Annotated in this window: 11 protein-coding genes; 3 read left to right on the top strand and 8 right to left on the bottom strand. The window is 74.4% G+C overall.

Features of this window, described 5'->3' with window-relative positions:
• Both NH342_RS20260 and NH342_RS20255 read left to right on the top strand, forming a co-directional pair.
• A partial coding sequence (locus tag NH342_RS20260) for an NlpC/P60 family protein (protein WP_253017692.1) occupies window positions 1-1,028 on the top strand: 1,028 nt, incomplete at its 5' end.
• Between the two features lie 197 nt (window positions 1,029-1,225).
• Window positions 1,226-2,239 (top strand): type IV toxin-antitoxin system AbiEi family antitoxin domain-containing protein, encoded by a 1,014-nt coding sequence (locus tag NH342_RS20255; protein WP_253017691.1) that lies wholly within the window; start codon window positions 1,226-1,228, stop codon window positions 2,237-2,239.
• A 101-nt stretch (window positions 2,240-2,340) separates the two neighbouring features.
• Here NH342_RS20255 and NH342_RS20250 read toward each other — a convergent pair whose 3' ends face one another.
• The 8 genes from NH342_RS20250 to NH342_RS20215 form a co-directional block, all read right to left on the bottom strand.
• Window positions 2,341-3,087 carry a hypothetical protein gene (locus tag NH342_RS20250; RefSeq protein ID WP_253017684.1) on the bottom strand — a complete coding sequence of 249 codons (747 nt, stop codon included), beginning with the start codon at window positions 3,085-3,087 and terminating at the stop codon, window positions 2,341-2,343.
• A gap of 11 nt (window positions 3,088-3,098) precedes the next feature.
• Window positions 3,099-3,443, bottom strand: coding sequence for a hypothetical protein (locus tag NH342_RS20245; protein WP_253017682.1), 345 nt, complete (start codon window positions 3,441-3,443; stop codon window positions 3,099-3,101).
• Between the two features lie 98 nt (window positions 3,444-3,541).
• Window positions 3,542-4,612 (bottom strand): flagellar biosynthesis protein FliA, encoded by a 1,071-nt coding sequence (locus NH342_RS20240; RefSeq protein ID WP_253017680.1) that lies wholly within the window; start codon window positions 4,610-4,612, stop codon window positions 3,542-3,544.
• A 142-nt stretch (window positions 4,613-4,754) separates the two neighbouring features.
• Window positions 4,755-5,249 carry a hypothetical protein gene (locus NH342_RS20235; RefSeq protein ID WP_253017678.1) on the bottom strand — a complete coding sequence of 165 codons (495 nt, stop codon included), beginning with the start codon at window positions 5,247-5,249 and terminating at the stop codon, window positions 4,755-4,757.
• Between the two features lie 110 nt (window positions 5,250-5,359).
• A complete protein-coding gene (csrA, locus tag NH342_RS23745; protein WP_308200717.1) occupies window positions 5,360-5,656 on the bottom strand; it encodes a carbon storage regulator CsrA in 297 nt (98 codons plus the stop codon).
• A 136-nt stretch (window positions 5,657-5,792) separates the two neighbouring features.
• Window positions 5,793-6,680 carry a flagellar hook-associated protein FlgL gene (gene flgL / locus NH342_RS20225; protein WP_253017676.1) on the bottom strand — a complete coding sequence of 296 codons (888 nt, stop codon included), beginning with the start codon at window positions 6,678-6,680 and terminating at the stop codon, window positions 5,793-5,795.
• Window positions 6,681-6,684: 4 nt separating this feature from the next.
• Window positions 6,685-8,076, bottom strand: coding sequence for a flagellar hook-associated protein FlgK (flgK, locus tag NH342_RS20220; protein WP_253017675.1), 1,392 nt, complete (start codon window positions 8,074-8,076; stop codon window positions 6,685-6,687).
• The gene (locus tag NH342_RS20215) at window positions 8,073-8,558 is read right to left on the bottom strand and encodes a flagellar protein FlgN (RefSeq protein ID WP_253017674.1); all 486 of its coding nucleotides are present in this window, start codon (window positions 8,556-8,558) and stop codon (window positions 8,073-8,075) included. Before NH342_RS20215 ends, flgK begins: the two co-directional genes overlap by 4 nt.
• Before the next feature lie 246 nt (window positions 8,559-8,804).
• Between NH342_RS20215 and NH342_RS20210 the strand changes: the two genes are divergently transcribed.
• On the top strand, window positions 8,805-9,025 hold a 221-nt coding region (locus NH342_RS20210), incomplete at its 3' end, for a sigma factor (protein WP_308200716.1).

Genomic DNA, 9,025 nt, shown 5'->3' with positions numbered 1-9,025 from the left:
GGCTCGGTGCGCTCGCCGCTGCCGGCACGACGCTGCCGACGGCCGACCAGCTCCGCACCGGCGACCTGCCCCGTGGGCTCAGCCCGGCCCGGGACGCCACCGGCGCCCCCGTCCCGGGGGTCGCGGCCGGCGTGGTGGACGGTGCGGTGGTCACCGTGCCCTCCGCCGAGGCGGCCGCCGCGGTGAGCTTCGCGCTCGCCCAGCTGGGCACCCCCTACTCCCCCGGCGGCAGCACGTCCGCCGGCCTGGACTGCGGCGGGCTGGCCGCGACCGTCTGGACCGCCGCGGGCACCGCCCTGGGCACCGGCCTGGTGGACCAGTGGTCGGCCGGCACCGTCGTCCCCACCGGGCAGCTGCAGGCCGGTGACCTGGTCTTCGGGGTCGACCCCCTGCTGGGGCTCGACGACGTCGGCGTCTACGTCGGCGACGGCCAGGTGGTCACCGCCTCGGCGAGCCGCCACCAGGTCGTCGTCGCCGGCCTCCCCGAGGGGGCCACCGCGGTGCGGGTCACGCTGCCCGTCGACCGGCCCAACGCCGCCCCGCCGGGCACCGGCGCCCTCGTCGCCACCTGCGGTGCGCTGCCGGCCGCGGCCACCGTCAGCGGCGCCCCGGTCGACCCCGCGTGGGGTGGCTGGTCCAACGGTCGGGTCCCGGCGTCCGCGCTGTGCCCGATCGGGGGTGGCCAGCTGCTGCGCTGCGACGCCGCGGCCGCCTACACCGCGCTGGACCGGGCCTACCAGCAGGCCTTCGGCACGCCGCTGTGCATCACCGACTCCTACCGGTCCTACGCCGCGCAGCTGGACGCGCACGTCCGCAAGCCGCTGATCACCGCGGTGCCCGGCACGTCCAACCACGGGTGGGGGCTGGCGGTGGACCTGTGCGGGGGCGTCAACGTCTTCGGCACCCCGCAGCACGACTGGATGGCCACCTACGCCGGCCACCTGGGCTGGGTGCACCCGGACTGGGCGCAGGCCACCGGCAGCAACCCGGAGCCGTGGCACTGGGAGTTCGGCCACCTGGCCGACTGAGGCACCGCCCCGACAGTGATCAGGGGCCCTGGTCACTGTCCGGCCGACCACACCGACGTCGCCGCGGGTGGACGCACACCGCCCAGGACGGCGCCCCCTCTAGCACGCGCACGCCGCCGGGGGGCGCGTCGTCCACACCACGCCGCCGTCGTCCCCAGGTCGACCCGGAAGCCCGGCACCGACCCCACCCTGGTCGCGTGCACCCCCTCATCCGAGCCGCGCTCGAGCGCAACGGCGGCGTCTTCACCACCGCGGACGCCGTCGCCTCCGGCGTCCCCCGCACGGCCATCCCCGCCCTGCTCCGCGCCGGCACCTGGCACCGCGTGCGGTACGGGGTCTACACGACCGGGCCGATCTGGCGCCAGCACGCCGCCGCCGGAACGGATCACGACCTGGAGTGCGCCGCCGTCGTCCTGAGGCTGGGGCGCCCGGCCGTCGTCAGCCACACGTCAGCGGCGCGCCTGCACGGGCTGGTCCTGCCGGCCGAACCACCGCCGGGCGTCTGGCTGACCGACCCCGCCCAGTTCCGGGTGGGCAAGGGCTACCGGGTGCTGGAGGCCCCCGTCGGGGCCGATGCGACCACCCACGGGGTCCTCCGCATCACGTCCCTCCCCCGGACCCTGGCCGACGTCGGCCGCAGCTGGGCGGTCGAGGACACCGTCGTCGCCGTCGACGACGCCCTGGCCGACGGGCGCACCACGCCCGCCGAGCTGACCGCCGCTGCGCTCGCCCAGACGCACTGGGTGGGTGCAGGCCAGGCGGCGACGGCGTTCGGCCTGTCCGCGGTGGGCGCCCACTCGCCCCACGAGACCCGCACGCGGCTCCGGGTGGTCGGGGCCGGTTTCCCGCAGCCGTTGCTCCAGGTCGCTGTCTGGCGAGGCAACCGGCTCGTGGCGGTGCTGGACATGTACTGGCCGGAGCACGGGGTCTTCGGCAACTGCGACGGCAAGGTGAAGGTGCTGGACCCCTGGGGTGGGCGCACGGCGGCGGAGGCCGTGTGGCGCGAGAAGTCCCAGCACGACGAGCTCGTCGACATCGGGCTGCGCGGCACGCACATCAAGCCGGGCGACCTGTACGTCGGGTGGGCGGCGAAGGTGGCCAGCCTGGAGCGGCTGTTCGCCGCACCGCGGCCCGCCCTGGCCGACGGCGTCCGCCTGGTCCAGCACAACGGTGGCCTCCGCGACCCCGGGCGCCCGTCGCGCTCGGCCTGACGTGGGCCCCGCCGGCCGCACTCACGTACCGCCGACCACACCGACGTCCGTGCGGCCGGCCGTGCAGTGATCAGGTCCCCTGATCACTGCACAGCGGGGAGCTACACCCAGGGGAGGTCGGCGAGCTCCCGCCAGGGCAGCACGACGCAGGGCTCGCTGCTCTCCCCCGCCAGCCGGGCGGTGACGGTGCGCGGGGCCCAGGCCACGGGCCGGCCGGGGGTCACCACGACGCTGCCCTCGGCGAGCAGCAGGCCCAGCTCGCCCGAGCGGGCGACCAGCTGCTCGGGTGCAGCGAGGGCCGCGGTGGCCAGGAGCGGCGCGTCGGCGTCCAGCAGCAGCACCGGCCCCTCGACCGTGCAGCGGACGACGACGTCGGCGGCCCGCGCCCGGGCGGCCTCGCGGACGGTGAGCACGTCGAGCGCGGAGGTGAAGGGGTGCGGGGCCCAGCCGACGAGGCGGTCCCCCCGGGCCACGGCGACCTGCCAGGCCAGGTCGTCACCGGCAGGCCCGGACCAGGCGAGAACGGCGACACCGCGGCGGGCTGCCTCGGCGTCGGTGGCCGGGCGCCGGGCCATCAGCCCCCGCAGGACGGCGTCCAGGCCGGCGGGAGTGAGGTCGGCCCCGGTGGAGGGGAGCTCGTCGGCCAGGTCGGCGAGGTCGACGCGCCACAGGCGCTCGTCCTCCTCGACCAACAGGGCGGGCCGGCGGACGTCGTCCTCCAGCTGCAGGGACAGGCCGGGGACGCCGGCGGCGCAGAGGCGGGCGGCGGCGGCGACCAGGTCGTCGAGGTCGCAGGTGCGGCGGTCCAGCCGGGTCAGCAGGCGCAGCGGTGCGCCGAGGGCGGGCACGGCGCGTCGGGTCAGAGCGAGCGGCCACCGGTGAGCGCGGCGCGCACCGGGGGCGTGAGCTCGGGCAGGCTGAGGGTGCAGGCCAGCTCCATGGCCGACAGGCGGACCGGCAGGGTGTCGGGGTCCCACCCGGTGACCAGGCGGACCCGCGCCGTGGAGGACGGCCAGACGACGTCGCGGGCGCGGGCCACGTGCAGCTCGGTGAGGACGTCGACCAGGCGGTCGGCAGTGGTCGCGGGCAGGTCGGCGCGGGTCAGGGCGGCCTCGATGCTCACGGCGAGCGCGTCGCGGTCGGCGGCCGACAGCCAGTGCGGCACCAGGACGACCCGGGTCGACTGCTCGTACACCATCGACATCGCTGACACGCTCCCCTTGCGTCCCAGGACGGTCCCGTACGGCTCTCCCGTCCCACTGACCTCATCTATCGGCAGCAGCGCGCACTCCTCCACCCGAGTCAGCCGGCCAGTTCCATCAGCCGGTCCTTCAGCACCCGCTCGGCCCGGTCGGCGTGCACGTTCATGTTGCGCACGGAGGTGCCGAGGTCGGCCGACAGCTGGGTCTTGGTCTGCCCGCCCCACGTGGTGAGGTACCAGGTGACCCAGCCCAGGACGTTGGGCTGGCCGGCCCGCTGGTCGGGACGCGCGGTGACGTCGGGGGCGCAGGCCGCGGTGAGGGCGTGCGAGAGCAGGGTCTGCTCGGCCTCGCCGAGGATCTCGTCGGGCGCCTGAGCGGTGTCGGGCAGCAGGTGGTCGGCACCGTCGGGGACGCCGTCCAGCGACTGCAGGTTGCGCAGCCCGTTGAGGGTGGCCACCGACTGGGCGTTCTTGCGCAGCACCGCCACGCTCTGGCCCAGCAGCTCGGCCAGCTCCCGCTCGGTGGGCCGCCGCTGGTGCTCGGCGACGAAGGCGGCGATCGCCTTCTGCTGCTTGTTCTCGGTGTCGGTGGCGGTGCGACCGAAGGCGGCGCGGCCCAGGTCGTGCACCCACTTGGACAGCTGGGTGGCCAGGAACGCGCCGAAGGGCACGCCCTTGGTCTCGTCGTACTGCGCGACGGCCTTGAGCACCCACTCGCTGACCTGCTGGACGACGTCGTCGTTGTCGGGGATGTGCAGCCGGATGGTGCTCATGTTCCGCTGCAGGCGCTTGAGGCTGACCGGCCCGTAGTGCCGGCACAGGTCGGCGAGGAACTGCGGGGGCAGGTCGCGGGGGGCCCGGCGCCGCACCCCGCTCTCGGCGCGCAGGCCGACGGTGCGGTAGCCGTGCACGGCGCACCAGTTCTTCACCAGCGCCGACAGCTCCGCGGCCTGGCCGGCGTCGCCGTCGACGCGGTAGAGGCCCTCGCCCTCGTCGAGGGTGACGGTGACCGCGTCGGGCAGGGCGGCCCGGAACTCCGCCATGGGCAGCTCCCGCTCCGTGCGGAAGTGCACCCGGTCGCGCAGCGTGATGGGCGTGCTCGCCCAGGCCTCGTCCTCGGTGATGCCGCCGAACACGAGCGGGGCGCTGGACCTGCGGGGCGGCTCGGACACCGGGTGACTCCTGTCGTCGGGTCGGATCTCGGGGGAAGACAGCCCGCCGGGCGGGGCCGGCGCGGGCTGCGGGATCGCGTCTCGGTCGAGGACGAGCTGCGAGGTGCTGCGGGGACGTGCTGGAGGCGGGGCGCGTCGGCCCTCAGGCGCTGACGGCGCCCAGCACCTCGGACTGCCAGACCGGCTCGGCGGCCAGCGGGCGGTCACCGGCCCGCAGGAACGGCGCGACGACGGCGCTCTCCTCGGCGGTGGGCTCGGTCGCGTAGACCGGCATGTGGTCGTAGAGGACCGTGAACAGGTCGGACACGAAGCCGTAGGCGGCCTGCGCGGCCGGGCTGAAGCGGGCGACCTCCAGGCGTGGGCCGAGGTCGACGGCGACGGTGATGCGCAGGACGCGGTCGTCCTTGCTCAGGCCGGCGAGGGTGACCGGGACACCGGCGTGCTCGGTGGCGAGCTGGGCCAGCGCGGTCAGGCACTTGCGCGCAGCCGCACGGCGGGGCCGCAGCTGCACGTGGACGACGAGGTGGTCGTCGCCGTCCCGGTCGGCATCGGGTGCCGCGGTGAGGACGGGTCCTGCCGCCGGCGTCGGGCCGGCGGTCCGGACGAGGTCATCCGTGTCGGTCGCGCTGTGTCGCATCTTGATTGCCCCCTGTCACGTGCTTGGGGGAAAGGATTGCGCACCGAGGGGTCCGGGTTGAGCCGAAACGAGGTTCGTGTCGCCCAACTACCGACGGATTCGTGGGCAGATCATGCCGAGGACCGCGCCGCCGTGTCGCTCACCGCGGCGGCCGGCTGTGTGCCAGCTGCGGACCCCCTCGTCCCACCCAGCGCGGCGGTCAGCGCACCGACCGCGTCGGCGGCCACGCGCACGGCCAGCCGGCGGGCGGCGGCGATCTGCTCGTAGACCTCCTCGCGGTGGATGGACACCTCGCGAGGGGCCTTGAAGCCGAGCCGGACGGTGTTGCCGCGGACCTCGACGACGTGCACCTCGATGTCGTCGCCGATGCGGATGGTCTCGCCGATCGTGCGGGTGAGCGTGAGCACCTGGACCCCTCCATGGGTGTCGGTGGCTGCGACGGCCTCCTGCCGCCGCTTGGCCGTGGACCTGACTGCATGATCGGCAGTCGCGCAACCCGACACGCAGATCTGCGGTGCGGGTGGGGCCCACGGGTCGGGCGGGTCAGCGGATGAAGTCGACCAGCGAGTTCTGGATGGTCTGGGAGCTGACGGTGAGCGCTGCGTCGTAGGCGTTCTGCCGGAGCTTGAGCTCGAGGTAGGCCTTGGCGGTGTCGATGTCCTCGACGTCGCCGAGCTGGGAGCCCAGGGAGATGGCGGCGTCGGCGTTCACGGCCTTGACGGTGTCCAGGCGGTTCACCCGGACGCCCACCTCGGTGCGCGCGGCGGTCACCCGGGACAGCGCGGCGTCGACGTCGCCGATGGAGGCGGTCAGGTCGCCCGTGGGGGTCGCGGTCACCTCGTCGGCGATCCGCTGCACGAGGGCGAAGACGTCGGCACCGGGGGGACCGAAGGCGGTGGGTCCGTCGACGTCGGTGCGGACGGTCTCGGTCGGGGACACCCGCACGTCGAGGGGGACACCGGCCCGGCCGGTGAAGGCACCGGTGGTCGTGTCGTAGGCCTGCGACGTCGAGGTCGCCCCACCGAAGACGGGCCGGCCGTCGACGGTCCGGTTGGCCATGGCCAGCAGCCCGTCGCGCAGACCGGCCACCTCGATGGACAACGCCTTGAGCGACTCGGGGCTCTGCGACCCGGTGCTCGCGGCCTGGGTGGTCAGGTCGCGGACCCGGCGCAGCATGTCGCCGACCGTGGCCAGCGCGCCGTCGGCGGCGGCCAGCGTGGTGCCGGCCTGCGTGATGTTGGCGCCGTACTGGTCGTTGGCGGCCAGGTCGGTGCGGGTGCGCATGGCGGTCGCCGTGCCGCTGGGGTTGTCCGACGGCTTGGTGATCGCCTTGCCGGAGGTGATCTGGTCGTTGAGCTTGGCGACGGCGGCGAGGTTGGTCCCCATGTTGCGGATGTTGTTGTCCGCGAGGGTCCGCTGGGTGATGCGCATCAGGTCACCTTCCGACCAGGCCGGTCTTGTTGATCAGGACGTCGAGCATCTCGTCGAGGGCGGTCACCACACGGGCGGCCGCGGCGTAGGACTGCTTGAACACCAGCAGGTTGGTCATCTCCTCGTCGAGGGAGACCCCGCTGACCGACAGCCGGGCCTGGTCGACCTGGCCCAGGACGGTGCTGGCGGTCGCGGCCGCGCCGGTGGCGCTGCGGGAGGCGATGCCCAGGGCGGTGATCATGTCGCGGTAGGTGGCGTCCGGGCCGCCGGCCTGCTTGCCGAGGTCGGCGATCGCGTCGGCGACCTGCCCGTCGGCCGAGGCGTCCGTGCCCAGCGGCCCGTTGGCCGCGGCGGCGAGCTTGGCCGGGTCGGTGAGGACGACGGCGATGGTGCGTGCGGTCGACCCGCTGTAGAGCGCGGTGCCGGGGGCCCCCGTCTGGTCGTAGCCGGTGGCGAGCACACCGTTGACCGCGCTCAGCTTCGACGCGACGACGTCCAGCTTGCCCTGGTAGCTCGGCAGGATCGTGTTCAGCGCGTCGAGCTGACCGCCGACGGAGCCGCCGGGCTGCAGCACCGACCCACCCGGCGCCACGGCCAGCCGCACCGGGCTGGTACCCATGGTCAGCGGGTCGATGCCGCCGGCCAGCGCCAGCTTCGAGGCGTTCCCGGCGCTGACCAGGACGTTGCCGTCGACGACCACGTCGACCATGCCGTTCTCGCCCTCGACGCCGGTGGCACCGAGCGTCTTGGACAGGAGTGCCACCAGGCCGTCGCGCTGGTCCTGCAGCTCGTTGGCGGGGTTCCCGTTGCCCTGGGACTCCTGGATCGTCCTGTTCAGCTGGGCGATCTGGGCCAGCGTGGCGTTGGCCTCGTCGACCACGTCGACGGTCTCGAGGCGGGTGTTCGTCCACTGGGCGTCGATCGCCGCGCTCGCCGTCCGCAGGCCCTTGGCCAGCGCGTCGGCCGACGCCAGGACGGCGATCCGCGAGGAGGTGTCGGTCGGCCGGGTGGACAGCTGGCTCCACGCCGCCGAGGTCTTGGTGAGCAGGCTCTGGATCCCGGTGTCCCCGGGCTCGCCGAAGGAGGTCTCGAGCTGGTCGTAGGTGGCCGCGGTGGCCGCGGCCTGGCTGGTGAGGCCGGCCTGCTGCTGGGCCCGGCGCTCCAGGAAGGCGTCGCGCACCCGGATGACCTTGTCCGCGCTGACCCCGTTGCCCGGGCTGTCCTCGCGGGACTGCAGGCCGTAGGCCGACACGCTGGCCAGGGACTGCATCTCCACCCGCTGCCGGGTGTAGCCGACGGTGTTGGCGTTGGCGACGTTCTGCCCGGTGACGTCGATGGCCCGCTGCTGGGCGGCCAGCGCCCGGGAGGCGACGGTGAGGGAGGAGAAGCCGCTCACAGCGCACCGTCCAGGCTGACCGAGCGGGAGGCACCGGCCTGGGTGCGGCCGGTGGCGGAGTAGGTGCGGACGTTGTCCGGCCGGACGGTCAGCAGCGCCTCGTCGATGGCGGCCAGGCCGTTGGCGATGAGGTCGCGGTTGGCGTCGGACAGCCCGCGCAGCTCGCTGACCAGGACCAGCAGGGTCTCGTGGTGCTTGACCAGCAGGTCGTCCCAGGGCGCGCCGGCGGCCTCGGCGAGGGTCCGCAGCGAGGGGTTGGCCGGCAGGCCCAGCTGCGCGGCGATGGTCTCGGCGACCGCGGCCCGCTCGACCTCCAGGGTGCGCAGCTGGTCCAGGACCACCTCGATCTCGTGCGCGATGCGCGGCAGCCAGCGGTTCTTGCCCGAGACGATGAGGTACTGCTTCTCCTCCGCCTTGAACAGCAGCAGGTCCAAGAGCTCCTGCTCGCGCCAGAGCAGGGTCGACAGGTGCTGGAAGTCCACCGTGGCTCCTCTCGTGTCGGTCGTGCCGCTGGCGTCGCCGCTCACCGGTCTCGGGGGCTGTCTTCGGCACATCCCGACGACGGTGAAGCCGAGTGCTCAAGTTCGGTGCAGGAGTTGCCGAGGGGGGTCAGGTGTGACTCGTGGGACGCCGAGATAGGGGGCGTGAACCCGTCTCGCCCGTCGCCTCCCCAGGCGGGCCCGTCCCGGCCGGCCCGGACGCCGTCGACCCCGTCGGTCGACGCCCTGGTGACCGAGCACATCGCGCTCGCGCAGTACGCGGTGAACGCGGTGGCGGCCCGGATCTCGCTGCCCGCGCACGTCAGCCGGGAGGACCTGCTCTCCTGCGCCCAGGTCGCCCTCGTGGAGGTGGCCCGCCGCTTCGACGCCGGTGCCGGCGCCACCTTCGCCACCTACGCCCTCCCCCGCCTGCAGGGCGCGGTGCTCGACGAGCTCCGCTCCGGGGACTG

Origin of the sequence: Klenkia sp. PcliD-1-E (genome assembly GCF_024124375.1) — a bacterium.
Taxonomy (GTDB): domain Bacteria; phylum Actinomycetota; class Actinomycetes; order Mycobacteriales; family Geodermatophilaceae; genus Klenkia.
Note: the sequence above shows the minus strand (reverse complement) of the source record. Positions and strands in the feature narration are given on the sequence as shown.

Bases quoted from the DNA above. Each gene is read 5' to 3' on its own strand.
- NH342_RS20245 (WP_253017682.1), bottom strand. From the start codon at position 3,443: ATGTCGATGGTGTACGAGCAGTCGACCCGGGTCGTCCTGGTGCCGCAC.
- flgL (WP_253017676.1), bottom strand. From the start codon at position 6,680: ATGCGCATCACCCAGCGGACCCTCGCGGACAACAACATCCGCAACATG.
- NH342_RS20235 (WP_253017678.1), bottom strand. From the start codon at position 5,249: ATGCGACACAGCGCGACCGACACGGATGACCTCGTCCGGACCGCCGGC.